We start from the raw sequence: 23,813 nt of genomic DNA on the forward strand, positions 1-23,813 counted from the left end.
TCGCCCGCGCCAGTCGCGGCAGTAATTGAAACTGTTTCACCGATTAGAATTACCACCACAGCGAAGCGGGCGAGGTCCTTTCGCTGCGCTCAGGATGACGTTCGGCTTATCTCGTTCCTCATCTAATATATCCCAACTATTCCGGCGGGCTTACGTTTCGCCTATCCGGTAGCTTATGAGTCTTCGCGTCCTTACCTTATTTCTGCTGGTACTAGTTGGTGCTTCCTCGGTGGTGGCACAGCCGCGGCGGCCCCGGCCGCAGGGCTACACCCAGTCGGCGCAGCTGGCGGCGCTGTTTGAGCGCTATTGGGAGCGTAGCAACCAGCTGTTTCCGCTGCAGGCCACCGGCCAGGGCGACCACCGCTACGACTACCTGCTGCCCAACGACCAGACCCAGGCCTTCCGCGATACGCTGCGGCAGTTTTACCAACGCTCGCTCGGCCAGCTGCGCCGCTTCGACCGGGGCACGCTCTCCGACCAGGAGCGCGTCAGCTACGACACGTTCCGCTACCGACTGCAAACCGACCTGGCGGGCCTGCAGCTCAACAACTGGATGATGCCGCTCTCATCATTAGGCGGCTCGCCGCTGATGATGAGCGGGGTGCCGCTGGCGCTGGCGCAGCTGGGGCCGGGCGGCGGCCCGCAGCCCTTCCGCACCACGCAAGACTACGAGCGCTGGTTGCTGCGCCTGCGCGGCTTTCCGGCCTGGACCGACTCGGCCATCAACAATTTCCGGCGGGGGCTGCGGGCCGGCGTGGTGCTACCCCGCGCGCTGGTGCTGAAAATGGTGCCGCAATTCCGCAGTCTGGCCTTCACCGATGCCAGCAAGAGCTTGTTTTACGGGCCAGTGCAGCGATTTCCGGTCCGCATACCGGTGGCCGAGCGGCAGCGCCTCACGGCTGCCTTCCAGCGCCAGCTGCCCGCCGATGTGGGCGCCCCCTACCAGCGCCTGGCCGATTTTCTGGAAAAAGAATACCTGCCCCGCGCCCGCCTCACCAGCGGCCTGGCGGCGTTGCCGGGCGCCCCGGCGCGCTACATCTACTCGGTGCACTACTGGACTACCACCGACCGCAGCCCGGCCGACATCTACGAAACCGGGCTGGCCGAGGTGCGGCGCATTCGGGCCGAGATGGAGCGGGTGAAGCGGCAAATAGCCTTTCGGGGCAGCCTGACGCAGTATTTCTCGTTTGTGAATACGGCCCCGCAGTTTCAGCCCTTCAAAACCGACGCCGAAGTGCTGGCGGCTTTCCGGGCCATTCAGGCGCGCATTGCCCCGCAGCTGCCGCAGTATTTTGGCCGCATGCCGCGCACTGGTTTCGAGGTGCGCGGACTGGAGGCGCACCGCACGGCGGCCCCGGCGCAGTACTCGCGCGGGGCCGCTGATGCGTCTTGGCCCGGCATTTTCTACGTGCCCATCGCCGATGCCAACTCTTATAATACCGTGGCCAACCCGGCCATGGAGGCCCTGTTTCTGCACGAGGCCATTCCCGGGCATCACTACCAGGTGTCGCTACAACAGGAGAATACCGAGTTGCCTAAGTTCCGGCGTTTTGGCAGCTACAGCGCCATGGGCGAGGGCTGGGCGCTCTACTGTGAAAGCCTGGGCGACGAGCTGGGCCTCTACACCGACCCCAACCAGCGCCTGGGTGCCCTGGGCACCGAAATGCTGCGCGCCGCCCGCCTGGTGGTAGATGTGGGCCTGCACGCCCGCCGCCTCACCCGCGACCAAGCCATTAAATATCTGCTCGACAACGTGCCCATCAGCGAGGCCAACGCCGCGGCCGAGGTGGAGCGCTACATGGCCCTGCCCGGCCAGGCCCTGGCCTACAAGGTGGGCCAGCTCAAAATTCAGGAGCTGCGCGACCGCTACCGCCTGCAGCTGGGCCCCCGGTTCGACCTGCGCGCCTTCCACGACGAGCTGCTCAAGGATGGCATGCTGCCGCTAGAAGTGCTGGAGCGCAAGATGAATACCTGGGCGCTGCGCATCCGCAATGCGGAGTAGTGGGAGTAGTGAATTAGCAGGTTAGTGAAGTGGGACACCGCCAGCCGCGAAGCGGCGCTACGGTGGTAGAAAATCAGGCATAACAGAACAGAGCCGCAAAGCGGCGGCACTTCTTCCTTGGAGAGAAAGTGCCGCCGCTTTGCGGCTCTGTATAGTTTGCGGGGCTGGCGGTGGCTACCATCGTGGCGCCGCTTCGCGGCTGGCGTTAATTCTCCAGCCCGCCAACTTGGTGCTACTCGCCCGACTCGGTGGGGCGCTCGGCCACGCCTTCGCCGGGCGTGCCGGCGGGCGGCAGAGGCTGGCCGCTGGCGGTAGCGCCGGGGTCGTTGCCGGGGGCCGAGTTCAGCTTATCGTCTACGCTGCCGTTCTGGATGGCCGTGGCCGAGCCTTCGCCGCTGGGCGTGGTAGTGCGCTGCTTGTAGTTGATGCTGTCGCGGTTCACGTCCTCGTTGCGCCACTTGGGGGCGTGGGTGAAATCGGTGCGCACCTGGTTAGCGCCGGGGCTGTAGCCATAATCGCAGGACGTGAGGGCGGCCGTGCCCAGCAGCAGGGCCAGCGTAGCGCGGGAAAAGAGGTTCATAAAATCGAAATGGAGGGGTTTGGGACTGCGAAGTACGTAAATCGGCGGGGTATCGGCGGCACCCGGGGCTTTTTTTTGTGGCGGGCTACCTCATTAGCCTGCTTCCAAATCCCCGGCCAGTGGCTAAAACAAATCCACTTTCACGCCCACGCCCAGCGTCAGAATGCTGCGCAGGGGCAGATGGCCGATGTTGTGCCAGATGCTGACCAGATACAGGTCGTTGGTGCCCAGCTCGTAATAGGCTGAGATGAAGCGCGCCGGGCGGCCGGACTGGTTCGATAGCCGGTAAGCCAGCCGCCCGCCCACGAAGCCCCCGATGCGCGTGTGTGCCGACCACCAGTAGTAGCCGGTGCTGTACTTGTCGTCCCAGGTTTTGTTGAAGCCTTTGCTGGCCGTGTAGCTCAGCATGCCGCCTGCCGACAGCGGGCGCAGCTGCCAGCGCGACTGCCCCAGGCTCACCAGCCAGGGCGAGTAGGTGGCCTTGGCCGTGAAGATGCCCATGGGCGTAATGCTATATCGGCGAGGCACGTAGCCCGCCAGCAGGTCCAGGTCGAGCCGCCGCCGCGAGGTGTAGCCCAGGCCCACCGTAGCCATTCCCTGGCCGCCCGCAAACTGCCCGATGACGTGATGCGGCAGCAGCCACGAGCGCCGGTGCAGGCTGTCGGGCCGCCCCGGTTGGGCGTGGGCCGGGGCCACCAGTCCGGCCAATATCGTCAAGATAAAAAACAGGTAGCGCATTAGAAGTAAACAGTTTCGAGCTTGAACTCCCGCTTACCCCACAGGCTGATAATGAGGTAGCGGTTTTTCTGAAAGCTGGCCGAGTTGATGTAGGGAATTGCGCCCTCGTAGGGCCAGGTTTCGCTGAAACCGTGGCGGTGGCCGTTGAGCTGCATCATCACCAGGGGGGATGATGCCAGCGCCGCTACGTAAGGCTTTTCCAGCTGATGGTCGAAGTCCTCGTCCATCGGCGGCACGTGGCTCATTACCACTTGGCGGCGCACGCCCACGGTATCGGCCAGCTGGCTGTGCAGCCAGCCCACGTCCGGCACTTGACCATTGAAATCGTACTCGCGGCCGTTGGTGTTCACCAGCACAAACTGGGTGCCGGCGTAGCGGAAGCTATAGTTGAGCGGGCCAAACACTTCCTGGTAGCTCTGGCGGCCGTTGGCGGCGTGGTCGTGGTTGCCGATAACCGTCAGATAAGGCACATGCAGGCGCCGCATCTTGTCGTGCACCCAGCGAAACTCCCGAATCAAACCAAAGTCGGAAATGTCGCCCGCAATAGCCACGAAGGCAATGTCGCGCTGCTGGTTAACGCTGGCTACCAGCTCGTCCGCCTCGGCATAAAAGCGTTGCGGGTCGCCGGTGAAGATGAAGCGCAGCGTATCGCCGTTGCCCGGCACTGGCCGCTCGGCCAGGGCGTCCAGGTTTTTGCGGGTCAGGTCGTGGTATTCCTCGGTGGTGCGGATTTCGTTGGGGCTGAATTCGAACAGCTCGCAGCCAGTGAGGCCAGCCGCACTCAGCAGTGCCAGAGGTAGCAGAAGAATCCTTCGCAGCCAGGCCGAATAAAAGTAAGTTGTTGGCATAAATGGCTTTGTGTGTGGTGAAGGTGAGCTGAGAAAGGCGCGACGGCCAACCGCCCGGAGCCGGACGGTTATCGTTTTAACGGTGGCAACTCAGTTTGGATACGTTGTGCCCAGGCCATCTGCGGCATTCCTGATGGACGAAGCAGGGCGCATAATATTTTACCCGTCCCAACTGTGGGCGGTAGTCAGAACGGCTTTTTGCGTGCCGGCATTTATTTGAGCATCAAGTATGTAATAAGATAAAAAGCCCCGTTCGCAGCTAAGCGAACGGGGCCTTTTGCGGGCAGGACTAGCCTTGCTGGTAAATATGGTGGCTTAAAACCGGTTGTTATTAAGAAACAATGAATTATTTGCCCAACTCCTCGGCCCGGTCGCGCGCGGCCCCAGCGCCCGCCATCAGGCCCTCGCGCACCGCGCCCGCCCCAAAGGCCTTGAGCGCCGCCTCAGTCGTGCCGCCCTTAGAGGCCACTTTGGCAATCCACTCCGCGCAGCTCAGGCCCGATTGGGAGTACAATTCCACCGCGCCGCGGAAAGTCTGGCTCACCAGCAGTTCGGCCTCGGCGGGGGCGAAGCCCATCTGGGCGGCCGCGTCCATGAGGGCGCCCATGCAGTAATACACGTAGGCCGGGCCGCTGCCCGAGATGGCCGTGCTGGCGTCGATGGCGCTTTCGTCATCCACGTACACGGTTTTGCCGGTGGTCGAAAGCAGGTTTTGCACCTGCACTAGCTCGGCGCGGGTCACCTCGTCGGTGCTGGTGAAGGCCGTCATGCCCATGCCAATCTGCGACGGCAGATTGGGCATGGCCCGGATGATTTTGGGCGTGCCCAGCGCCTGCCGGATGGTGTCAATCCGCACCCCGGCCATGATGCTGATGACGAGCTGCGACGGCTGCACCAGCCCGCCGAGCGAGGCAAACAGCGCGGCCGAATCCTGCGGTTTCACGGCCAGGATGATGATGTCGGCCCCCGGCACGCACTCGCCGGGCGTGCCCCACACCGTGCCGATGTCGTGCAGGGCCAGGGCCGGCACCCGCTCGGGCGAGCGGGCCAGCAGCCGCAAGTCGAGCCGCGAAGTGATGTGGGCGCGCACGAAGCTACGGCCGTAGGTGAGGCCCATGTTGCCGCCGCCGATGATGAGGATTTTCATAAAGTCATTCGCATAAAACGACCCGCAAGTTCGGCAATTTATGCCGTCGCCGGTTCAGCCAGGATGCGCACCGGCCGGCGCTGCTCGTCCACGGCCACGAAGGTGAAGCTGCCCGTCACGGCCAGCAGCCGGCCCTCGGTGTACATCTGTTCGATAAACAGCTCGACGCGCACCTGCAGGCTGGTGTTGCCCACCCGCACCACCCGCCCGATGAGTTCGACCAGCGTGCCGCCGGGGATAGGATGCGTAAAATCAACCTTGTCGGACGATACCGTGACCATGCGCAGCCGGCTAAAGCGCGTGGCCGCGATGAAGGCCACCTCGTCCATCATGTGCAGCGTGGTGCCGCCAAAGAGGGTGTCGTAGTGGTTGGTAGCGTTGGGAAAAACGGCTTTGAAAATCCGGGTTTCCGATTGGGCGATTTTCTCTTCCAGGGAAAGCGACATGGTTTTAGGGGAAAGTGACGGTTGAAAATCACCCCCGTGCCATCCGGTACCCGCACTTCCGGTTCTGGCGCACGCACGACCTTCCGGCCCCGACTGAATAGCCGCGACGCACTGAAAACCAGCGTAAGCCAAACCTGATGCGGGCCTCATGGCGCGAAGGCAGCACCAGCAAGCGAAAGGCAGGTCTCCTGACTCATACCCGGTTTGCCGTCCTTCTCGCCCCGCAGTGGGAGCAATGGACCTCGTTGGCAACCCGCGCCCGCCCCGTGGGGCCGGCCGGTACTTACAGTAGCGCGTCTGTCGGGGCTTTGCACCCCGTTCCCTGTTCGTTTCGGCCGTAGCCGAAAACCCTTCGCCGTCTGTTCTTAACAAAAAAACGGGCCCGCCGCCGCCGGCCCCTCGGCCACGAAGGTACTACCTAGGCCCGCCACACCCAGCCGCGCCGGTACAGCCCGCCCAGCACCACCCACCAGATGAGCAGGCACACCAGCGCCCCCGCCAGCGAGGCCATTTTCGGCTCCACAAACCACGGCGCAATGCCCCGCTGGTACAGAAAATCCTTCACCCCGAGCTCCCCGATAGGCACCCGGTTGAGCGTGCGCGCCAGGATGCTGGAGCCGAAAAATGCCGCCAGCGCATTCACCCCCAGCGCCTGGAAGGGCGGGGCCCAGCGGCGCTGGCCGCGCACATCGCAGAGCCAGTAGAGGCCGCCCAGCACCAGCGCCGCCAGCCCGCCGGTGAATAGCACGTAGGAGCTCGTCCACAGGCTTTTGTTGATGGGAAACCACTGGTTCCAGACTATTCCGGCCAGGCTAAGCGCGGCCCCGATTATCAGCAAGCCGACGGCGCGGTTCCGGGCCGTCAGCGCCTGCCAGCGCAGCCACTGCCCGGCCAGCCCGCCCAGCAGGCCGGTGGCCAGCGCCGGCAGGGTGCCCAACAGGCCTTCGGGGTCCCAGGTGCGGCTTTCCTTCCAGAGGTGATTTTCGCCGAACACCAGGCGGTCGAGCCAGGCACCCAGGTTGGTGGCGGGCGCCAGGTTGGCCGGACCGAAACCGGGCACCGGCAGCACCTGCAGCAGCACCGCATAGCCGATGAGCAGGGCCGCCACCAGCGCCGCCTGCGTGCGCCAGGAAGTCAGCAGGAAAATCGTCACGCTCAGGCCATACACCAGCGCAATGCGCACCAGCACACCCGGGATGCGCAGCGTGCCGAGGTCGAAATCAAGCCAGGTGGAGGCGAACAGGCCCAGGCCCGCCAGCACGGCCGTGCGCCGCCAGATTTTTAGTAGGGTAGGATGGTATGGGGGTGGTAGGGCAGGAGTTGTTTTTCGCAGCGCAAAGGCGATGCTCACGCCCACGATGAACAGGAAAAACGGGAACACCAAGTCGGCCAGCGTGCAGCCGTGCCACTCGGCGTGGGCCAGCGGGGCGTAGATGTGGCCCCAGTCGCCGGGGTGGTTCACCAGCAGCATCAGCGCCACGGTGAGGCCGCGGAAAACATCGAGCGAAACGAGGCGCGGGGCCGGAACAGCAGGCATAAGTAGGATGGAAATGGCCCTAAAGTAAGGCCGGCCCGGCGCTGCAACCGCAGTGCCGGGCCGGCCCCAATATAGCTAACCGTTGTTCGGGCACTTACGCCTCTGCTATTCGGCGGTAGTGCAGGCCCTGCACGCCGCTGCTAAGCGTAACGGCTTCGAGCAGCTGCAGCTGCAGCGCCGGCTGCGAGCCGTCGAACAGCGGGATGCCGTCGCGTAGTATCACCGGGTTCACAAACAGCCGAAACTCGTCCACAAGATTGGCCGCCAGCAGCGAATGCGCGGCCCCGGGGCTGCCGAAAATGACAATGTCCTGCTCGGTTTCCTGCTTGAGCTGCTGAACTTCGGCAGCCACATTGTCGCGGATGATGCGCACGTTCGGCTGCGCCGAATCCGGCAGGGTCGTGGACAACACCACTTTCGGCGCCTGCTTATACCAGCTTGCGTGCGTGATGTCGTGCCGGCTGGCGCCGGGCTGCTCGGCGGCCGTGGGCCAGTAGGCCTCCATCATCTGGTAGGTCACGCGGCCGTACAAAGCCGTGCTCGACTGCGCCGTTTGCCGGTCCGAATACTCGAACAGCTCATCCGAGATGCGTATCCAGTCCATCTCGCCGTTGGGTCCGGCCACCAGCCCGTCCAGGCTGATGTGCATGAATAGTACGAGCTTACCCATTGGTGGAGGGATTAATTTGGGGAGAATTGGAAGTGGTCGCCGCGTCGCGGCCGTAGGTGAGAATCAGCACGCCGGAGCCGGTGGGCTTGCTGTCGAGCAGGCGGAACTTGCTTAGCGTGTCGCCTTCCTGGAAGAGCTTTTTGCCCTTGCCCAGCACCACCGGGTACACCATCAGGCGGTACACGTCCACGAGGTCGTTGCGGCGCAGGGTGTCGAGCAGCTCGGCGCTGCCGTACACCAGCAAGTCGGGACCGGGCTGGGCTTTGAGGGCCCGCACGGCCTCGGCCACCTCGCCCTGGATAAACTGCGCGTTCCAGGTGGGCTCGGTGAGGGTGGTGGTAGCCACGTATTTGGGGATGCTGTTCATCTGGTCGGCGCCGGGCTGGCCTTCCATCTTCGGCCAGGCCTCGGCGAAGCCCTGGTAGGTGACGCGGCCCAGCAGCAGGGCACCGCAGCCGTACATCAGCTCGCTTTGGGCAGCGGCCAGGTCATCGTCCCAGTAGGGGGCGGTCCAGGCGGGGTTTTCCATCACGCCATCCAGCGAGACGAATTCGGCGACAATTACTTTGCGCATGATTATGGTTGAAATAAAGGACTTTACTGCTGCTCGCCGGCCTGGAAATTAAACAGCCACTGCTTGCCGAACCGGTCGGTGAGGGCGCCGTACTTACCGCCCCAGAACATCACTTCCAGCGGCTGGGTCACGGTGCCGCCCTCGCCCAGCTTGGAGAATACCGCGTCGATTTGCTCTTCGCTGTGGCAGTTCAGGCACAGCTGCACCGAGCTGTTGTCGGCCACGGCGGGGGGGCCGCCCATCACGTCGGAGGCGAAGAGCATCAGCGTCTCGCTCACCGTCAGCACCGAGTGAATGATGCCGTTCTGGTCGGCGGCCGGCAGGTGGCTGGCCGCCGGCGACTCGGCCACGGCCTGCAGCATCAATTCGCCGCCCAGGCAGGCCTGGTAGAAAGTCATGGCCTCGCGGCAGGTGCCGTTGAAATTGAGGTAGGGGTTGAGTTGGGGCGTTTTCATGGGTGAAAAAGGGGATTGGGGGTTAGTAGCGCGGACTGTGTAGTCCGCGAGTCAGAGCATATTGGTGCAATCGCAGACTACACAGTCCGCGCTGCTTCGTGCTTTTTCCAGAGAAAGTAAATGAGCAGCAGCACCGCCAACATCACCAGCGCGGGCACGGCCATGCCCCAGCCCGCGCCCGCCAGCACCTGCGAAGCCGCCGCCCCGATGAAATTGAAGGCAAAGCCCGCGTAGGCCCATTCCTTCACCGTGCGAAACCAGGGTTGCAGCAGCGCCGCCGCGCCCAGCACCTTGGCCGCCCCCATGATGTACATGATATAGAGCGGATAGCCGAGCAGGCGCATCGATTCCTGGCCGTGGACTTCCTGCGCCAGCCCGGCGCCGCCGTCCATTAGCATCAGCAAGGCAAAGAGAATGGTCAGCGACCAGTACAGGATGTTGAGGGTTTTGGGACTCATGAGGCAAGAAAAGGGAGTGGTGAAGCAGGAGCGGAATTGTCCGACAAAATTACTAACCGATTTAGCAAGCCGGGTGGGCTGAATGCGGCCGGATACGGGGTCGAATGCGACATTTTTTAGTAAGTTTAAGCCATGAAGCACGTATCCATTCTGCTACCCGCCGGCGATGTGGTGGTGGGCAGCATCGAAGGCCCGCACAAGGTACTTACTCAGGTAAATGATTTTCTGGCTGGTATGGGCAAAAATCCGGCTTTTAAAGTGGAGTTGGTAGGCCTGCAAAAGTCCCAGACGTTTACTAATGGTCTGTACACGCTGCACGCCGCCCGCACTATCGACGAGGATTTTCAGACCGACCTCATCATCATTCCCGCCCCGCACGGCGACCTGGCCCAGGCCGTGGCCCTCAACCACGCCACCCTGGCCTGGATAAACCGGCAGCACGCCGCCGGGGCCGAGGTAGCCAGCCTGTGCCTGGGGGCTTTCCTACTGGCCGCCACGGGCCTGGTCGATGGCCGCCAGTGCGCCACCCACTGGCTGGCGGCCGATGCCTTCCGGGCGATGTACCCGCAGGTGGAGCTGGTGGCCGAAAAGGTAGTGACCGATGCCCACGGCATCTACTCCAGCGGCGGCGCCTATTCCTACCTTAACCTGATGCTGTACCTAGTGGAGAAATACGTGGGCCGCGAGTTGGCCGTGCTCTGCGCCAAGGTATTCCAGATTGATATTGGCCGCCACAGCCAGTCGCCCTTCACCATGTTCAGCGGCCTCAAAGAGCACGAGGACGAGCCTATTAAGAAGGCCCAGCGGTTCATCGAAACCAATTTCCAGCAGCGTATCTCGGTGGAGGAGCTGGCGGCGCTGACTTACCTCAGCCGCCGCAACTTTGAGCGGCGCTTCAAGAAAGCCACGTTCAACACGGCCATCGAATACATTCAGCGCGTGAAGATTGAGGCCGCCAAGATGAGCCTCGAAACCTCCCGCGACAACGTGAATGAGGTGATGTATTCGGTGGGCTACTCCGATACGAAGGCCTTTCGCAGCATATTCAAGAAAATCACGGGTGTGTCGCCGCTGGAGTATCGCAACAAGTACAGTAAGGTAGTGGCGGCGTAGCGGCGTTCCTTAGCTATTCGGAATCAGGTAATTCCTCCGTCGGTTCATCCTCCCAGCTTTTCTCAAAGCGAAAGCCAGCATCCAGAAGCAGCACCCGCAGCTCGGGCGCATCCAGGCTGTCGGCTGGCCGGTAGTGCCAGTGATAATAACCGAAGTCCAAGCCGTATTGCTCCGTTACCTGCTCAAAATCCAACGCAAGAATCCGTTGGCCAAAATCATTGAAAACAGACTCGTCGAGGGTATGAAAGGTGATTTTTTTGTGCTCATCCAGCGTGAGTTTGGTTTCATGTTGCGGCCACGAAATAAGGCAGTCAACAAAGCCGTTTTCAAGAAGATTTGAGCACTGCTCTTCCCAAAAAGTTGCCGGATTATTATCGTCAGACTGAGTTAGTGGCTTGGACCATAGCTCGCTCTTCTGGCCTTCCCAGTGCCCCCTGATAATCACCGACAACTGTGCAGGATTCAAAACAAACTGAACTGCTTGCAAAAACGTGTTGATAAGCCGGCTTTTATCCGCAACCAGTTCAAATTCATAAGCCCCGGTTTCACCGCTTTTGTATGCCATGAAACAGTTCTTTATCAGCTCATAATCAAACTCCCCATCTTCCGTAGACTTGATGATGCCAGTGGGCGCAATAAACTCATGCTCGACGGTGTCGAGCGGATAAGAATAGTTTTCCGCCGACCTGAATACATTGCTGGTGAGCGCAACCAGGTCGTCGGGCTCCTCGAAGTCTTCAAGTGTATCCAGCCGGGCGGCCTCGCTCGCTGATGGGCTATTGAAGCCGCATTCTTGAGCAGCAGCTTGCAGAGCATTTTCCAGCGCTTCGCCGCAGTGTTGCCCGTAGGCATAAAAATTGCCTATTACCCCGGTAAGTTCGTCGAAATGTCCACTGATGAGGAAGTACCAGTATTGGGCAGGTGCTGACATGAAAGGGCGCTAAACGAGGGAACTGCTAGGGAATCCGGTTCAATAATGGGACACGGCCGTTTAGTCGCCGCCAAACAGCCGCCCGAAGAACCCGCGCTTCTTCTTCGGCTTGGCTTTGGCCTTCACCTCAGCCTCCTTCACCTTGATTTTCACCAATTCGGCTTCCGAAGGGGTGGCGGCTTCGGGCTCCACCGCTGGCGGCAGCTGCGTGGTGGCCACGGCCACCGGCGGCGCGCTGGCTTGCACCACCTCCATCGGCAGCTGCCCGCTGGTGAAGAGGCGCACGGGGCGGCTTTCGTTGTGCAGGCGGTCGAGGGCCGTGATGTAGTAGGCGTAGCCCTGGCCGGGCACGGCGGTAGTATCCACGAATACTGCGGCTTGGCCGGGCGCGGGGCGGGGCAGGGCCATGATGTTGCGCGGGTCGTCGGGCGTCACGGTTTCGTCGGCGTCGAAGCGGTAGAGGGCGTAGTAGGCGGCGAGGTCGCCGTCGGGGGCGGCGGGGCCGGGCTGCCAGGTGAGGGTGATTTGGGCATTGGCGCGGTTGAGCAGGGCTTGGGCCACGGGCGCGGGCGGCATGGCGTCTTTCCAGGGCATGGTGGGCACCAGCGCGGGGTTCAGGAAGAGGTCGCGGCGCAGCGAGTCGGTGGTGCCCAGCGGGTTTTTGACCAGTGAGCGGGCCGAGAAGAACACGCTGCCTGCCACTTCGCCATTATACGAGCGGTTGAGGCGCACCTGCCGGGGCAGCTCGCGCGGGTTGCGCCAGGTGGTGTCGGAGCGGGTGCTTTCGAGCATCCGGTACATGCCGTGGCCGATGTAGAGGTGGCGGTCAAAGCGGTTTTTGGCCCACCAGTCCACCAGCACGGGGTAGGGGCAGAGGCGGAAATTGGTGCTCCAGTAGAGCTGCGGCACGATGTAGTCAATCCAGCCTTTTTGCAGCCAGCCGCGGGTGTCGGCGTAGAGGTTGGCGTAGCTGGGCTGCCCGGCGCGGGTGGCCGAGCCCTCGGGGAAATCCTTCGACTTGTTCATCCACACGCCGAAGGGCGAAATGCCGAATTTCACCCAGCGCTTGGCCGTCTGGATGCTGTCGTGCAGGTCGTGGATGAGAATGTCCACGTTGCGCCGCCGCCAGTCGGCCAGCTTGGGGATGCTGTCGGGGTTGTAGTCGCGGTAGGCGGCTTCGTCGTGTAGGGTTTGGCCCGCTTCGGGGTAGGGGTAAAAATAGTCGTCGAAATGCACCGCGTCGATGTCGTAGCGCCGCACTACATCCATGATTACCTTGGTGATATGCTCGCGCACCTCGGGCATGCCGGGGTTGTAGAGGTACTGCCCGTTGTACTTGATAAACCACTCCGGGTGGCGCTTCAGCGGGTGGCTGGCGGCCAGCGTGCGGCGCACCGAGTCCATCGTGGCCCGGTAGGGGTTAAACCAGGCGTGAAACTCCATGCCGCGCCGGTGCGCCTCGTTGATGAGGAAGGGCAGCGGGTCCTGCCCATCGGCCGGGGCCTTGCCCTGCTGGTTGGTGAGGTACTTGCTCCAGGGTTCTAAGTCAGACTTATAGAAGGCATCTGACACCGGCCGGATTTGCACAAACACGGCGTTGATACCCGCGCCCTGGGCCACATCGAGCAGCTTCTGGTAGTCGCGGCGGTATTGGGTGGGCGTCTGGTTGCGCTGCAGGGGCCAGTCGATGTTGGCCACGGTGGCAATCCAAATGGCGCGCAGCTCGCGCTTGGGCGGCACCACGTCGGTTTCGGCGCTATCGGCCTCGGTTTGGGCGGCGGCGGGCGGGCTGGTCAGGCCAAGTAATAACAAAAGGAAAAACCAACCGGAAGCGAGAAAACGGGGCATTAATAAGGTTCAGCAGCGCGAAAATTCCTGCAAATTACGCCCGATGCTGCCGGCAGCACGACAACTCCCCTCCTTGGAAAGGAGGGGATGTTTTCGCGTAGCGAAAACGGGGGTGGTTCGCCCGGTCGCGCCGTTAGCGCCGGTTGGGCTTTCAGTCAAGTTGCAAATCCGGCCGCATTCAATAGCTGCCGAAAGAGAATTACTGCGTCGTTCTGACGGTTCAACCACCCCCGTTCGCGCCTCTTCGGCGCTCACATCCCCTCCTTTCCAAGGAGGGGAGTTATCGTTCTTACGAGCCCGTCAGCTCCGTATCTGTTTCGGTTTCATCCGGCCCGCCTTCCAGACCGTTGGTCTGGCTGGCGTCGCCATAGTCGCCGCGGATGCCGGCGCCGTCGCCCATGTTTTGCTGAGTGCTGGTGGTTTTATCCGGTTGGCTTTCGGTGGCTTGGGTGGGCTTGCTGGCGGGCGCCTGGTCGGGGCTTTGCTCCTCGGGGCGGTCGGTTTGGGTGTCAGGGGCAGCGTTGCCGGTGGTGGCCTGGTCGGGCCGGGGGTCGGTGGGGTTTTCCTGCGGGTCGGGCATGGGAGGGAAGAATTAGGAGGGAGGAATGAGGTGCGGCCGAAGCCGCTGGTAGCTGTACGGCGCCGGCCGGAGCTGGTTGAGGGCGACGTTTTTGAAAATACGTTGTTACTTGCCGCCGAAGCGCGATGTCCGCCTGGGACGAGATGCTTCACTGGCTTGCGCCTTTCTTCGGTTCTACCTTCTTCATCACATTTTCTATGGCGCCCGACGCCTTTCACCAGAAAACCACCGACGAGCTGCTGTTCTTCACCCAGAACCCCGGCTACTACCATCCCGAGCTGGTGCAGGCTGCCAGCCAGGAGCTACGGCGGCGGGGCATTGCGCCCGCGCCCTACGTGGCTCCGCTCGCCGAAGACCCGGAGTTTGCGCCCGCTCCCGGCGGCCGGCGCGGCCTCTGGATTGCATTGGGAGTGGCAGCCCTGCTGGGCGGCACCTGGTGGGTAGCCAATTATGGGCAGAGTAACCCGGCTGCTCCGACGGCCGCCGAAACTAAAACCGCCGCCGATACGACGCTGACCCTTGCCGTCGCCCCCAGCTCGCCGCTGCCCGTTTACGATGCCGCCGTGGAGGAATGCATTGCCGAGCAGCTGCGCAAAGTGCCCGCTAGCGAAAAAAAGACTGCCCAGGAATTAAGCCAGTACCGCGAGCTAAGCAAGCGTTTCTGGACGGCCCAATTGCTAAGCGAATACATTCAAAATAAAGCCCAAGCCGACCCCAAAAACACCTTTCTGCCCGCGCAGGTCGAGCTGGTGCGCGCCGCCTGGAACGACTGGCGCAAGGCCACCGTGTACGGCTACAAATTTGGCCCGACGATGGCCGACCACTACGACCGCATGACCCGCGTGGCCACGCAGGAGCAGGAGGGCCTGAAAGGACTGTCGAAGCAGCTGGCCACCGGCACGCCCATGCCCGCCGCGGAAGTAAACGAGCGCGAGGCCGATACGCAGGACTTATTGGCGGGCCTTATTAAAGTATCACCCGCCACCAAACAGCCCTACCGCGTGCGGGAGCGGCACGTCCGGCTGTAGCCGTTCCGCCGTACTGGCAAAGTGGCCGATGCCCGAAGCTGGCCCGCTCCTTGACGCCCAATCTGGCATGGAAGCACCGACTTCACCCGATTCTGCCGCTGCTGCTGCTGGCCCGCCGCCCGGCTCCACGGCCGCGCTGGCCGCCCAGCTCTTCGCCCAAAAGACCGAGGCCGAGCTGCTCTACCTGGCCCAGCACGCCGGCCGCTACCCGCCGCCCGTGGGCGCCGCCGCCGTAGCCGAGCTCAAGCGCCGCGGCCTGCTGCCCGAGCCGCCGCTGCCTGCCCCGCCCACCACCCCGCCCCCCGCCGAAACCTGGGGCCAGGTGCTGCGCGATATGTTCGTGCCCTCGCGCAAGTTCTTCGCCACGCCCATCCTGCTGCAGCTCAATCTGCTAGTAATGTTTCTGATGGTGCTCAACGGCGTGTCGGCCTCCGACCCCAGCGGCCTGGACCTCGTGCGCTGGGGCTCCAACTACGCGCCGCTCACGCTGCACGGGCAGCCCTGGCGGCTGGTCACGGCGTTGTTCGTGCACGGTGGCACGGCGCACCTGCTGCTCAATATGTTTTCGCTCTGGCTGTTGGGCGTGCTCATCGAAGCGCGTATCGGCGGCTGGCGCTTGCTGCTGGGCTACTTCATCGGGGGCATCGGGGCCAGCCTGACCAGCATCTGGTACCATGATTACGATGTGAACTCGGTGGGGGCCAGCGGCGCCATCTTTGCCCTTTACGGCATGCTGCTGGCGCTGCTGGTGAGCAAGCGCATTGCCCTCGATAAGTCAGACCGCAAGGCCATGTTGGGTTTGGTTATGTATTTGGTTTTGAGTAGTCTGATTTCGGGGCTGACGGGTAGTAACGTGGACAATGCCGCGCACGTCGGCGGGCTGATAACCGGTTTGTTCGTAGCCGGGCCGCTGGTGTTGTTCGGGCTGAAAGTGCAGAGCATGGGCGCCGAAAGAACGTCATCCTGAGCGTAGCGAAAGGACCTCGCCCGCGCCGCATGCAGCAGTAATTTAATTACTACCCCAACGACGCGGGCGAGGTCCTTTCGCTACGCTCAGGATGACGTTCTTTTGTACTCCCGGTTTCCTTCAAATTCTTCCTCTCATGCAAGCCATCCAACTCCACGCCGTCCACCAGCCCGTCAGCCTCAGCGAAGTGCCCACGCCCAGCCCGCAGCCGGGCGAGGTGCTGGTGAAGCTCTACGCCGCCGCCCTCAACCACCGCGACGTCTGGATTCAGAAAGGTCAGTACGGTGGTATGCGCCTGCCCAGCATCCTGGGGGCCGACGGCGCGGGCACGGTAGCAACCCACGGGGCAGACGTGCCGGCCGAAACCCCGATTATCGGCACTAAGGTGCTGATTTACCCCGGCGTTGATTGGGGTGATAATCCTCGGGCACAAGGCAAAAGCTTCCGTGTGCTCGGCATGCCCGATGATGGCACCTTCGCCGAATACATTGTCCGTCCTGCGCGTTACGTGCTGCCCTTGCCGGCGCATCTCAGCTTCGAGCAGGGGGCGGCCCTGCCGCTGGCCGGCCTCACGGCTTACCGGGCAGCCTTCACCCGCGCCCAGGTGCAGCCCGGCGAGCGGGTGCTCATCACCGGCATCGGCGGCGGGGTGGCGCTGACGGCTGCGCAGCTCTGCCTGGCCCAGGGCGCCGAGGTGTGGGTAACCTCCGGCAGCGCCGACAAGCTGGCCCGCGCCCAGGCGCTGAGCGTGCGCGGCAGCATTAGCTACAAGGAAGAAAACTGGGCCGCCACGCTGGTAAAACAAGCCGGCGGCCCCTTCGACGTCATCATCGACAGCGCCGCCGGCCCAGCCTTCAACGCCCTGCTCGAAGCCGCTGCGCCGGGTGGGCGCATCGTGTTCTACGGCGGCACGCTGGGCGCCATTCCGCAGCTGCCGCCCGCCCGCGTGTTCTGGAAACAGCTCAACATCCTGGGCTCCACGATGGGTACGGAACAGGATTTTGCCGAGATGCTGGCGTTGGTGACAAAGCACAAAATCGTGCCCGTGTTGGACGAAGTTTTCCCGCTGGCCGAAACCGAAGCCGCCCTGCGCAGGCTGAAAAAAGGCGAGCAGTTCGGCAAAATAGTGCTGCGTATCGGCGCGTAGAATCAGCGGCAGACAAACGGCTGGCCGAAGAGCCAAAATGCCGGAAAAAACGGCTCTGGAGTGAATGAAAAAGCCATTTTCGGCGTTTGAATCACGAAGCCAGACGTGCTGGCTGCCACTAATTTGTCCGCCATGAAAACTGCCGCCGAATACCTCCAGAATCACGTTTTCGAAGCCCGCCGCCCGCGCCGTGAATTGCAGCCGGTGGTGGCGTATGAGGCTGCCGTGCAAGCCATCGACCAGGCCCTGGCCGATGCCGAAAAGTATAAATATCTGCTGATGCGCGCCCTGCGCCGCCACGCCGATGAAACTGCGCCCGCTCCGCGTCCGGCTGTTTCGGCGGCGGCCTCATTTTTTGCCGACGATACGCCCGTGTTGCCGCTCTACCCCACGCCGGAGCGGCTGGCCGCCTAGCGGTTTTCAGTTGCCCGCCGGGCCAGTTCTGCCGCCAGCGCGGCGGCTTGCTGCCGGATTTCCGGTACCGCCGTCGATTCGAAATAGGCTGGCCGGCGACTGGGGCCGAGGGTGAACAGGGTAGGCGAGGGCTGCCCATCGGTGGCCAGCAAGGCGCCGTGCGCATCGGTTTGCAGTCCCAGCCCCAGGAGGTCAGGAGTCAGCTCGCCGGTTTCGCGCAGGCTGCGCACCAGTGGAGTGTCGATACGGCTATAGTCGAGCAGCGGCCCGGTGCAGCAAATGACGTGTTGCGCCGCCAGCCATTGACCAGCTGCTGGCCCATGCTGCACGCATACTTGCAGCCGGTCGCTGTCAGGTTTGATTTCGCTGATGCGACCGATGTGCAGCTGTACTTGTCCATTGGCCAGCATTTCGGCAATGGCAGCCGCATTTTGCGGCGGGCTGCGATGCCGCGCCACCGACCAGCGCCCTGCCAGATGCCGCAAAAAGCGCCGCTGTTCCGCCAATGGCCAGTTCGCCCAGATGCGGCCGAGGTGCGGCCGTAGCGAATCGAGCACCGGCCGCCAATCGATGCCTTGCGCGGCCGCCTGTCGCAGGTGTTGCCGCAACACGGCCAAGGTATCCGCCACGTTCGTTTTAGCGGCCAGTTCCGGATAAAAATCGGGATAAGTCGCTTCCGCCGGGCCGTGCGCGGCGGGCCAGCGGCCGTGGCGGGCCACTACCGCCACCGGCGCGCGGTGGCCCTGCCGACGCAAGGTCAGCAGCACATCCACCGCCGTCAGGCCCGAGCCGATGAGTATTACCGATTCGGCAGCTCCGATATTGCTTAAGGTGTCCGGGTTCCAGGGGGCGGCGTGATAAGCGGGATGTTTCAGGTAACCGGTGCCTGAGCCAACGGGCGGGGGCGGCGGGAAATTGCCCAGCGCCAGCACCACGAATTGGCTGTGAATGGCGTTGCCGTCGGCTAACTCAACCACGCGGCCATTGGCAGTAGCTGAAGTTGCCACTGCCGTAGTCGGGTACCAATGAACTCCCGCCTCAGCTTTTTGCGAAGCCATAAGCCCGGCCCCCAATTCCTCCAGCAGATAGCGGCCGTAGGTGGCGCGGGTGGCAAATTCCGGTAGCGCAGGCGCGGCTTCAGGCTGCCCGCGCAGCCATTCGGCAAAGTGCTCGGGCAGGTCGGCATACAAGCTCAGCGAGCGGGGGCGCACGTTGAGCAGATGCTCCGGCCGCTGCCCGGAATAGGCCAGCCCCGGCCCCGGCACCGGGCGCGGCTCCACGAGGTGAATAACGGCTTGCGGCAGCTCGCGCCGCAGCTGCAGCGCCAGCGCCGTGCCGGCAAAGCCCGCACCGACGATAGTAATGACAGGATGGGTAGCCGTTTTATTCACAGATGGATAGGGCTAAAGAACGTGTCATGCTGAACGCAGTGAAGCATCCTCTCGCGCCGAAACGATGGACTACTGCGTCGTTCCAGCGTGAAAGGATGCTTCACTACGTTCAGCATGACAAACGGTTAATAATAGCTGCCCGGCACCAGATACTGCTGCACGTAATCCGTAATTCCGTCCTCCAGCGAGGTAAACGGCCGGTCGTAGCCGATGCTGCGCAGCTTGCCCATCGCCGCCTCGGTGAAATACTGATACTTATCCCGAATATCCTCCGGCGTGTCGATGAAGCGAATATCGGCCGTGCGCCCCAGGGCATTGAAGGTGTTGAGCGCCAAATCGAGGAAAGTGCGCGCCTGCCCGCTGCCCAGGTTGTAAATACCGGAGTGCGTGCGATTATGTAGCAGGAAATAGCACACTTCCACCACATCCTTCACGTACACGAAGTCACGCATCTGCCCGCCGTCGGTGTAGTCGGGGTTATGCGATTTGAAGAGCACCATCGAGCCATGCTGCTGAATCTGATTGAAGGCGTGCATGATAACTGACGCCATGCGACCCTTGTGGTACTCGTTGGGGCCATACACGTTGAAGAATTTCAGGCCGGCCCAGAAATACGGCTTCTCTTCCTGCTGCAGCGCCCAGTTGTCGAAGTCGTTTTTCGAGTCGCCGTAGGGGTTAAGCGGGCGGTAGAGGGGGAACAGCGCCTCCTCAGTATCGGTGTAGCCGAGGGTGCCGTCGCCGTAGGTGGCCGCCGAGGAAGCGTACACCAGCGGCAGCTGATAGCGCACGCAGGCCTGCCACATCTGCTTGCTGTAGTTGAGGTTGAGCAGGTCAAGCACGGCGCGGTCCTGCTCGGTGGTATCGGTGCGGGCGCCGAGGTGGAAAATGAATTCGACCTGCTCGTGGTTGTCATCGAGCCAGTCGAAAAACTCGTTGCGGTCCACGTACTCGCGCAGCTTTTTGCCGTGCAGGTTGGGGAGTTTTTTCTCGACGGCAAAATTGTCCACCACAACGATGTCGTTGAAATTGGCGGCGTTGAGGCGGGAAACCAGGCAGCTGGCAATAAAGCCGGCCGCCCCAGTGACGACTATCATATGCGGGGCGTTTAGAAGCGTAAAGGTAGAACAGAACGAAAAGTTGGCTTCAATGGCCGAAACCGGCCGCCCCGGCCCGGGCTACCTTTGCCCCATGCGTCGCATTCTTCTCGGGCCCCTGCTGGCCCTGTTAGTCGCCTGCCAGCCCGACAAACCCGCCTCCCAAACGCCCGCCACCGTGCAGGTGACCGACGACCTCGGCCGCCTGCTCACGCTGCCCGCGCACCCGCGCCGCGTCATCGGTCTGGCCCCGAGCATGACCGAAATGCTCTTCGCGGTGGCCGATACTGCCACCATCATTGCCCGCACGCCCAACGACAACTACCCCGCCGCCGCCCTCCGCAAGCCCGTCGTCAACAACTACCCGCTCGACCTCGAAAAGCTGGTGGCCCTGAAGCCCGACGTTATTTTTACCGTCGAAGGCATGACCTCGCCCGACGATGCGCAGCGGCTGCAGCAACTGGGCATTCCGGTGTATTACCAGCGGTATCGGCGGGTGGAGGATGTTTTTGCAGGAATTGACCGGCTGGGCGTTTTGGTAAGTCGACCAACTCAGGCAAAGCGCCTGACGGATTCATTGCGCCAGGAGTTGAAGACCCTGCCTGATTCGGCAAGAGCTCCAATTGCTACGCTATCTAAAGTGCTGGCCATCACATGGCAAGACCCTATTTATTGCTACGGCCAGAACACGCTGTTTACCGACCAAATCCGCCTGGCTGGCGGCCAGAATGCCGTCACCGAAACCTTCGCCCAACCCTTCCCGGCGCTCACCCGAGAATATATCCTCAAGCTCAACCCCGATATTTTGCTGGGCGGCAGCTTCGAAAAGCTCGACAGCACGTTTTTCAAAAACTACCCCGAGCTACGCCGTATCAACGCTTATAAAACCCACAGTATCTACCCCATCACCGGCGACCTGATGGAACGGCCCGGCCCCCGCGTAGTAGAATCGGTGCGCGAACTGCGGCAGATTGTCGAGAAATCCATTCCTCGCTCCCCAGTCAAGTCTTCCCGTTGATGCGCCCGCGTAACACCTTGATTTGGGCATTGCTGGGGACGAGTCTCGTCCTGCTGCTGGTGCTGGGCCTGCGGGTGGGCAGCTATGCCACCAGCTACGAGTTTATTCTGAATACCTTTCTGCACTACAACCCCGACGACCCCGCTCAACTCGTGCTCCTGCAGCTCCGGCTGCCGCGGCTGCTGCTGGCGCTGCTGGCCGGCGCCAGCCTTTCCGTAAGCGGCTACCTGCTGCAAACATTGGTCAATAACCCGCTGGCCGACCCTTATTTACTTGGTACGGCCTCCGGCGCCTCGCTGGGGGCCATTGCGGCTTACGTGCTGGTGCCTTCGCTCACGCTGGCCGGGCTCTACCTGCCACCGCTGGCGGCGCTGCTGGGGGCCCTGGCTGCCACGCTGGTAGTAGTGGCCATCGGCACCCGGCGGGGGCGCATTCTGCCCGCGCCGCTGCTGCTGGCGGGAGTGGCGGTGGGGGCGCTGGCCACGGCCCTGGGCAGCCTGCTCACCTTTCTGGCAAGGCCCGAGGGAAGCTTGCGCACGGTGGTATTCTGGGCGTTCGGCAGCTTCGAGCGGGCGGGCTGGGATGTGCTGCCGTATCCGGCCATTGCCTTGTTGTTGAGTCTTGTTTTATTGGCTTTCCTGCAAAAGGACCTCAACCTGCTGCTACTGGGCGAGGAGCGGGCCGCCGCCCTGGGCCTGCCCGTAGCGCGGCGGCGCTGGCTGCTGGTGTTGCTGGCTGCTGGCCTCACCGGGGGCGTGGTAGCGCTGTGCGGTCCGGTAGGCTTTGTGGGTCTGCTGGTTCCGCATCTCACGCGGGGGCTGCTGGGCGCCACGGGGCGCTTCAATGTGTTGTTTTGCGCGGTGCTGGGTGGAGCCTTCCTGCTGGCCTGCGACCTGCTGGCGCGGTTGCTTTATCCGCCGGCCGGGCTGCCCGTGGGGCTGGTTACGGCCCTCTTCGGGGTACCCTTCTTCGTATATTTGCTGCGAAAAACTTCTTAGCTGTTAGCCTTTAGCGGTTAGCTGCTAGCTGCTCTATTGACTGCTAGCGCTTCACCAGTAAAAGCTAACAGCTAGCCGCTAAAGGCTAACAGCTACCCGAATGATATACATCAGCCGCCAGGAACATTTCAACGCCGCCCACAAGCTCTACAATCCCAAGTGGAGCGAGGAGCGCAACCGCGAAGTGTTCGGGCCCTGCGCCAATACCAACTGGCACGGCCACAACTACGAACTCATCGTGACGGTGAAGGGCACCCCCGACCCCGATACCGGTTTCGTCGTAGACCTCAAGGCCTTGTCCGACCTCATCAAGCGCCACGTCATCGACCAGGTCGACCACAAAAACCTCAACCTCGACGTGCCTTTCATGGCCGGCCAGATGGCCAGCACCGAAAACTTGGCCGTCGCCTTTTGGCAGATTCTGGAGCGCGAGCTGCCCGCCATTACCCCGGCTAAGCTGCACTGCGTAAAGCTCTACGAAACGCCGCGCAACTTCGTGGAATACTACGGAGGATGAGTTATGAATTGTGAGTTATGAATTGTGAGTTGGCAGTGCCGCTCAAAACAGCTGTTGCAAATTCATAACTCGTAACTCAAAACTCATAATTCATAACTTAAACACATGAAATACTACCTCATTGCCGGCGAACGGTCGGGCGACTTCCACTCGGCTCACCTTATGCGCGAGCTCAAGGTGCAGGACCCCGCCGCCCAGTTTCGCTACTGGGGCGGCGACATGATGCAGGAGCAGGGCGGCGAGCTGGTGCATCATTATAAGGATTTGGCCATCATGGGATTCTGGGAGGCTGCCACCAGCATTCTCAAGATGCGCGGCTACCTCAAGGAATGCGAGCAGGACTTGCTGAAATACAAGCCCGACGTGCTCATCCTGGTCGATTATGCCGGCTTCAACCTGCGCGTGGCAAAGTTTGCCAAGGAGCACGGCATCAAAGTGTTCTACTACATCTCGCCCAAAATCTGGGCCTGGAACCAGGGCCGCGTCGAGAAAGTGAAGGAACGCGTGGACAAGATGTTCCTCATCCTGCCCTTCGAAAAGGAATTTTACCAGCGTTTCGGCTACGATGCCGACTACACCGGCAACCCTACCGCCGACGCCGTGGCCGAATTCCAGCCCACGCCCAACTTTCTGGAGCGCAACGGTCTGAGTCCTGACCGACCCATCATTGCCGTGCTGCCGGGTTCGCGCAAGCAGGAAATCGAGGAGATGCTGCACGAGATGATTGCCATTCTGCCCGCTTTCCAGGAATACCAGTTTGTGGTAGCGGGCGTGAGTAACCTGGAGCGTACCTACTACCAGCACTTTGAGCGTAACGGCATCAAATTCATTTTCGAAGAAACCTTCGACCTGCTGAGCCATGCCAAGGCGGCGCTGGTTACCAGCGGCACCGCCACACTCGAAACCGCGCTGTTCGACGTGCCACAAATCGTGTGCTACCGCACCAGCGCCATCACGTATGCCATCGGCAAGGCCGTTATCAAGGTGCCGTACATTTCGTTGGTCAACCTAATCGCCGGCCGCGAGGTAGTGAAAGAGTTGATTCAGGGCGAGTTCACGGCCCGCAACGTGATGGATGAGCTCCGCCACCTGTTTGACGACAAGGAGTACATGGCGCAGATGAAAGCCGGCTACGCCGAAATCCGGGCAAAGCTGGGGCAGCAGCAGGCGGCCCGCAAAGCGGCGGAACTGATGGTAAATTATTTGACGGCGTAAACCTCGCCGTCGAATCCGCTAGAGAGAGGAGCCGGTTATGCTCTGACAAAAGCAGAAAAGCCATTGCATCGCAATGGCTTTTCTGCTTTTCAACTAA

25 protein-coding genes and 1 riboswitch are annotated in these 23,813 nt (G+C 62.1%); of the genes, 10 read left to right on the forward strand and 15 right to left on the reverse strand.

What is annotated here, in order from left to right:
• Positions 1-175: 175 nt before the first annotated feature.
• The gene (locus tag Q5H93_RS20710) at positions 176-2,002 is read left to right on the forward strand and encodes a DUF885 domain-containing protein (protein ID WP_305008610.1); all 1,827 of its coding nucleotides are present in this window, start codon (positions 176-178) and stop codon (positions 2,000-2,002) included.
• A gap of 232 nt (positions 2,003-2,234) precedes the next feature.
• Here the strand turns inward: Q5H93_RS20710 and Q5H93_RS20715 are convergent, their stop codons facing one another.
• The 10 genes from Q5H93_RS20715 to Q5H93_RS20760 form a co-directional block, all read right to left on the reverse strand.
• A complete protein-coding gene (locus tag Q5H93_RS20715; protein WP_305008611.1) occupies positions 2,235-2,582 on the reverse strand; it encodes a hypothetical protein in 348 nt (115 codons plus the stop codon).
• A gap of 123 nt (positions 2,583-2,705) precedes the next feature.
• The gene (locus Q5H93_RS20720) at positions 2,706-3,320 is read right to left on the reverse strand and encodes a hypothetical protein (protein ID WP_305008612.1); all 615 of its coding nucleotides are present in this window, start codon (positions 3,318-3,320) and stop codon (positions 2,706-2,708) included.
• The gene (locus Q5H93_RS20725; RefSeq protein WP_305008613.1) at positions 3,320-4,168 is read right to left on the reverse strand and encodes a metallophosphoesterase family protein; all 849 of its coding nucleotides are present in this window, start codon (positions 4,166-4,168) and stop codon (positions 3,320-3,322) included. Before Q5H93_RS20725 ends, Q5H93_RS20720 begins: the two co-directional genes overlap by 1 nt.
• A gap of 346 nt (positions 4,169-4,514) precedes the next feature.
• The gene (gene proC, locus Q5H93_RS20730) at positions 4,515-5,315 is read right to left on the reverse strand and encodes a pyrroline-5-carboxylate reductase (protein WP_305008614.1); all 801 of its coding nucleotides are present in this window, start codon (positions 5,313-5,315) and stop codon (positions 4,515-4,517) included.
• Positions 5,316-5,353: 38 nt separating this feature from the next.
• A complete protein-coding gene (locus Q5H93_RS20735) occupies positions 5,354-5,761 on the reverse strand; it encodes an acyl-CoA thioesterase (protein ID WP_305008615.1) in 408 nt (135 codons plus the stop codon).
• Between the two features lie 161 nt (positions 5,762-5,922).
• Positions 5,923-6,129, reverse strand: a riboswitch (cobalamin riboswitch).
• A 50-nt stretch (positions 6,130-6,179) separates the two neighbouring features.
• Complete coding sequence (locus Q5H93_RS20740) at positions 6,180-7,298, reverse strand: acyltransferase family protein (protein WP_305008616.1); 1,119 nt, start codon at positions 7,296-7,298, stop codon at positions 6,180-6,182.
• Between the two features lie 94 nt (positions 7,299-7,392).
• Positions 7,393-7,968: a dihydrofolate reductase family protein gene (locus Q5H93_RS20745; protein ID WP_305008617.1), complete on the reverse strand. Its 576-nt coding sequence runs from the start codon at positions 7,966-7,968 to the stop codon at positions 7,393-7,395.
• Entirely contained in the window at positions 7,961-8,542 is a 582-nt protein-coding gene (locus tag Q5H93_RS20750; RefSeq protein ID WP_305008618.1) for a dihydrofolate reductase family protein, read from the reverse strand. The genes Q5H93_RS20745 and Q5H93_RS20750 overlap by 8 nt, the downstream gene beginning before the upstream one ends.
• 23 nt (positions 8,543-8,565) lie before the next feature.
• A complete protein-coding gene (locus Q5H93_RS20755; RefSeq protein WP_305008619.1) occupies positions 8,566-8,997 on the reverse strand; it encodes a VOC family protein in 432 nt (143 codons plus the stop codon).
• Positions 8,998-9,074: 77 nt separating this feature from the next.
• Positions 9,075-9,455, reverse strand: a complete 381-nt coding sequence (locus tag Q5H93_RS20760; RefSeq protein ID WP_305008620.1) for a DoxX family protein — start codon at positions 9,453-9,455, stop codon at positions 9,075-9,077.
• Positions 9,456-9,587: 132 nt separating this feature from the next.
• Here Q5H93_RS20760 and Q5H93_RS20765 point away from each other — a divergent pair, with 132 nt between their 5' ends.
• A complete protein-coding gene (locus Q5H93_RS20765) occupies positions 9,588-10,568 on the forward strand; it encodes a GlxA family transcriptional regulator (protein ID WP_305008621.1) in 981 nt (326 codons plus the stop codon).
• Positions 10,569-10,581: 13 nt separating this feature from the next.
• Here Q5H93_RS20765 and Q5H93_RS20770 read toward each other — a convergent pair whose 3' ends face one another.
• From Q5H93_RS20770 to Q5H93_RS20780, 3 genes are all read right to left on the reverse strand, one after another.
• Complete coding sequence (locus Q5H93_RS20770) at positions 10,582-11,499, reverse strand: hypothetical protein (RefSeq protein ID WP_305008622.1); 918 nt, start codon at positions 11,497-11,499, stop codon at positions 10,582-10,584.
• Between the two features lie 60 nt (positions 11,500-11,559).
• Entirely contained in the window at positions 11,560-13,311 is a 1,752-nt protein-coding gene (locus Q5H93_RS20775; RefSeq protein WP_305008623.1) for a glycoside hydrolase family 10-like protein, read from the reverse strand.
• A gap of 325 nt (positions 13,312-13,636) precedes the next feature.
• The gene (locus Q5H93_RS20780; RefSeq protein ID WP_305008624.1) at positions 13,637-13,927 is read right to left on the reverse strand and encodes a hypothetical protein; all 291 of its coding nucleotides are present in this window, start codon (positions 13,925-13,927) and stop codon (positions 13,637-13,639) included.
• Positions 13,928-14,124: 197 nt separating this feature from the next.
• Between Q5H93_RS20780 and Q5H93_RS20785 the strand changes: the two genes are divergently transcribed.
• The 4 genes from Q5H93_RS20785 to Q5H93_RS20800 all read left to right on the forward strand — a co-directional run bounded on the left by Q5H93_RS20785 (position 14,125) and on the right by Q5H93_RS20800 (position 17,483).
• Complete coding sequence (locus tag Q5H93_RS20785; RefSeq protein ID WP_305008625.1) at positions 14,125-14,955, forward strand: hypothetical protein; 831 nt, start codon at positions 14,125-14,127, stop codon at positions 14,953-14,955.
• A 67-nt stretch (positions 14,956-15,022) separates the two neighbouring features.
• Positions 15,023-15,922, forward strand: a complete 900-nt coding sequence (locus Q5H93_RS20790; protein WP_305008626.1) for a rhomboid family intramembrane serine protease — start codon at positions 15,023-15,025, stop codon at positions 15,920-15,922.
• Between the two features lie 136 nt (positions 15,923-16,058).
• Positions 16,059-17,069, forward strand: coding sequence for a zinc-binding dehydrogenase (locus Q5H93_RS20795; RefSeq protein WP_305008627.1), 1,011 nt, complete (start codon positions 16,059-16,061; stop codon positions 17,067-17,069).
• Positions 17,070-17,201: 132 nt separating this feature from the next.
• Positions 17,202-17,483: a hypothetical protein gene (locus tag Q5H93_RS20800; RefSeq protein ID WP_305008628.1), complete on the forward strand. Its 282-nt coding sequence runs from the start codon at positions 17,202-17,204 to the stop codon at positions 17,481-17,483.
• On the opposite strand, the gene Q5H93_RS20805 is transcribed toward Q5H93_RS20800, so the two are convergent.
• Entirely contained in the window at positions 17,480-18,874 is a 1,395-nt protein-coding gene (locus Q5H93_RS20805) for an FAD/NAD(P)-binding protein (RefSeq protein ID WP_305008629.1), read from the reverse strand. The two genes, Q5H93_RS20800 and Q5H93_RS20805, sit on opposite strands and share 4 nt — an antisense overlap.
• Before the next feature lie 125 nt (positions 18,875-18,999).
• Complete coding sequence (gene rfaD / locus Q5H93_RS20810) at positions 19,000-19,968, reverse strand: ADP-glyceromanno-heptose 6-epimerase (protein WP_305008630.1); 969 nt, start codon at positions 19,966-19,968, stop codon at positions 19,000-19,002.
• A 94-nt stretch (positions 19,969-20,062) separates the two neighbouring features.
• On the opposite strand from rfaD, the gene Q5H93_RS20815 reads away from it, so the two are divergent.
• The 4 genes from Q5H93_RS20815 to lpxB all read left to right on the forward strand — a co-directional run bounded on the left by Q5H93_RS20815 (position 20,063) and on the right by lpxB (position 23,716).
• Positions 20,063-20,986 carry an ABC transporter substrate-binding protein gene (locus Q5H93_RS20815; protein ID WP_305008631.1) on the forward strand — a complete coding sequence of 308 codons (924 nt, stop codon included), beginning with the start codon at positions 20,063-20,065 and terminating at the stop codon, positions 20,984-20,986.
• Positions 20,986-21,984 (forward strand): FecCD family ABC transporter permease, encoded by a 999-nt coding sequence (locus Q5H93_RS20820; RefSeq protein ID WP_305008633.1) that lies wholly within the window; start codon positions 20,986-20,988, stop codon positions 21,982-21,984. The genes Q5H93_RS20815 and Q5H93_RS20820 overlap by 1 nt, the downstream gene beginning before the upstream one ends.
• A gap of 100 nt (positions 21,985-22,084) precedes the next feature.
• Positions 22,085-22,501, forward strand: a complete 417-nt coding sequence (locus tag Q5H93_RS20825) for a 6-pyruvoyl trahydropterin synthase family protein (RefSeq protein ID WP_305008634.1) — start codon at positions 22,085-22,087, stop codon at positions 22,499-22,501.
• A gap of 105 nt (positions 22,502-22,606) precedes the next feature.
• The gene (gene lpxB / locus Q5H93_RS20830; protein WP_305008635.1) at positions 22,607-23,716 is read left to right on the forward strand and encodes a lipid-A-disaccharide synthase; all 1,110 of its coding nucleotides are present in this window, start codon (positions 22,607-22,609) and stop codon (positions 23,714-23,716) included.
• Positions 23,717-23,813 lie beyond the last annotated feature (97 nt).

Origin of the sequence: Hymenobacter aranciens (assembly GCF_030580865.1) — a bacterium.
GTDB lineage: Bacteria > Bacteroidota > Bacteroidia > Cytophagales > Hymenobacteraceae > Hymenobacter > Hymenobacter aranciens.

Coding starts and splice junctions, on each gene's coding strand:
- Q5H93_RS20710 (WP_305008610.1), top strand. CDS start 176: ATGAGTCTTCGCGTCCTTACCTTATTTCTGCTGGTACTAGTTGGTGCT.
- Q5H93_RS20715 (WP_305008611.1), bottom strand. CDS start 2,582: ATGAACCTCTTTTCCCGCGCTACGCTGGCCCTGCTGCTGGGCACGGCC.
- Q5H93_RS20720 (WP_305008612.1), bottom strand. CDS start 3,320: ATGCGCTACCTGTTTTTTATCTTGACGATATTGGCCGGACTGGTGGCC.
- Q5H93_RS20725 (WP_305008613.1), bottom strand. CDS start 4,168: ATGCCAACAACTTACTTTTATTCGGCCTGGCTGCGAAGGATTCTTCTG.
- proC (WP_305008614.1), bottom strand. CDS start 5,315: ATGAAAATCCTCATCATCGGCGGCGGCAACATGGGCCTCACCTACGGC.
- Q5H93_RS20735 (WP_305008615.1), bottom strand. CDS start 5,761: ATGTCGCTTTCCCTGGAAGAGAAAATCGCCCAATCGGAAACCCGGATT.
- Q5H93_RS20740 (WP_305008616.1), bottom strand. CDS start 7,298: ATGCCTGCTGTTCCGGCCCCGCGCCTCGTTTCGCTCGATGTTTTCCGC.
- Q5H93_RS20745 (WP_305008617.1), bottom strand. CDS start 7,968: ATGGGTAAGCTCGTACTATTCATGCACATCAGCCTGGACGGGCTGGTG.
- Q5H93_RS20750 (WP_305008618.1), bottom strand. CDS start 8,542: ATGCGCAAAGTAATTGTCGCCGAATTCGTCTCGCTGGATGGCGTGATG.
- Q5H93_RS20755 (WP_305008619.1), bottom strand. CDS start 8,997: ATGAAAACGCCCCAACTCAACCCCTACCTCAATTTCAACGGCACCTGC.
- Q5H93_RS20760 (WP_305008620.1), bottom strand. CDS start 9,455: ATGAGTCCCAAAACCCTCAACATCCTGTACTGGTCGCTGACCATTCTC.
- Q5H93_RS20765 (WP_305008621.1), top strand. CDS start 9,588: ATGAAGCACGTATCCATTCTGCTACCCGCCGGCGATGTGGTGGTGGGC.
- Q5H93_RS20770 (WP_305008622.1), bottom strand. CDS start 11,499: ATGTCAGCACCTGCCCAATACTGGTACTTCCTCATCAGTGGACATTTC.
- Q5H93_RS20780 (WP_305008624.1), bottom strand. CDS start 13,927: ATGCCCGACCCGCAGGAAAACCCCACCGACCCCCGGCCCGACCAGGCC.
- Q5H93_RS20785 (WP_305008625.1), top strand. CDS start 14,125: ATGGCGCCCGACGCCTTTCACCAGAAAACCACCGACGAGCTGCTGTTC.
- Q5H93_RS20790 (WP_305008626.1), top strand. CDS start 15,023: ATGGAAGCACCGACTTCACCCGATTCTGCCGCTGCTGCTGCTGGCCCG.
- Q5H93_RS20795 (WP_305008627.1), top strand. CDS start 16,059: ATGCAAGCCATCCAACTCCACGCCGTCCACCAGCCCGTCAGCCTCAGC.
- Q5H93_RS20800 (WP_305008628.1), top strand. CDS start 17,202: ATGAAAACTGCCGCCGAATACCTCCAGAATCACGTTTTCGAAGCCCGC.
- rfaD (WP_305008630.1), bottom strand. CDS start 19,968: ATGATAGTCGTCACTGGGGCGGCCGGCTTTATTGCCAGCTGCCTGGTT.
- Q5H93_RS20815 (WP_305008631.1), top strand. CDS start 20,063: ATGCGTCGCATTCTTCTCGGGCCCCTGCTGGCCCTGTTAGTCGCCTGC.
- Q5H93_RS20820 (WP_305008633.1), top strand. CDS start 20,986: ATGCGCCCGCGTAACACCTTGATTTGGGCATTGCTGGGGACGAGTCTC.
- Q5H93_RS20825 (WP_305008634.1), top strand. CDS start 22,085: ATGATATACATCAGCCGCCAGGAACATTTCAACGCCGCCCACAAGCTC.
- lpxB (WP_305008635.1), top strand. CDS start 22,607: ATGAAATACTACCTCATTGCCGGCGAACGGTCGGGCGACTTCCACTCG.